At 56.0% G+C, this 232-nt stretch carries 1 protein-coding gene; it reads left to right on the top strand.

Annotation, left to right across the window (positions count from 1 at the left end; all coding sequences use genetic code 11):
* Positions 1 to 74: 74 nt before the first annotated feature.
* The coding region (locus ACTHSX_RS10915; RefSeq protein ID WP_440379691.1) for a LysR family transcriptional regulator at positions 75 to 232 on the top strand (158 nt) is incomplete at its 3' end.

Here is a 232-nt window from a genome sequence, read left to right as displayed (position 1 = left end):
TATTAGGGTTTACCCTGGTTTGTGTCTAATTTATATGCTGAATCACCCATATTCATCTGCGTGATGATTGCGGCATGCAGCCATTGAACTTTCGTACGCTGGATCTCAATCTGCTGCGCGTCTTTGACGAGGTCATGGCCGAGCGCAACCTGACCCGCGCCGCCGAGAAACTGGCCATCACACAGCCCGCCGTGAGCAACGCACTGCGCCGGTTGCGCGAGGTGCTGGGCGA

It is taken from the genome of Neisseria sp. P0014.S002 (assembly GCF_051958295.1).
Classification (GTDB): Bacteria; Pseudomonadota; Gammaproteobacteria; order Burkholderiales; family Neisseriaceae; genus Neisseria; species Neisseria flavescens_B.
Note: the sequence above shows the minus strand (reverse complement) of the source record. Positions and strands in the feature narration are given on the sequence as shown.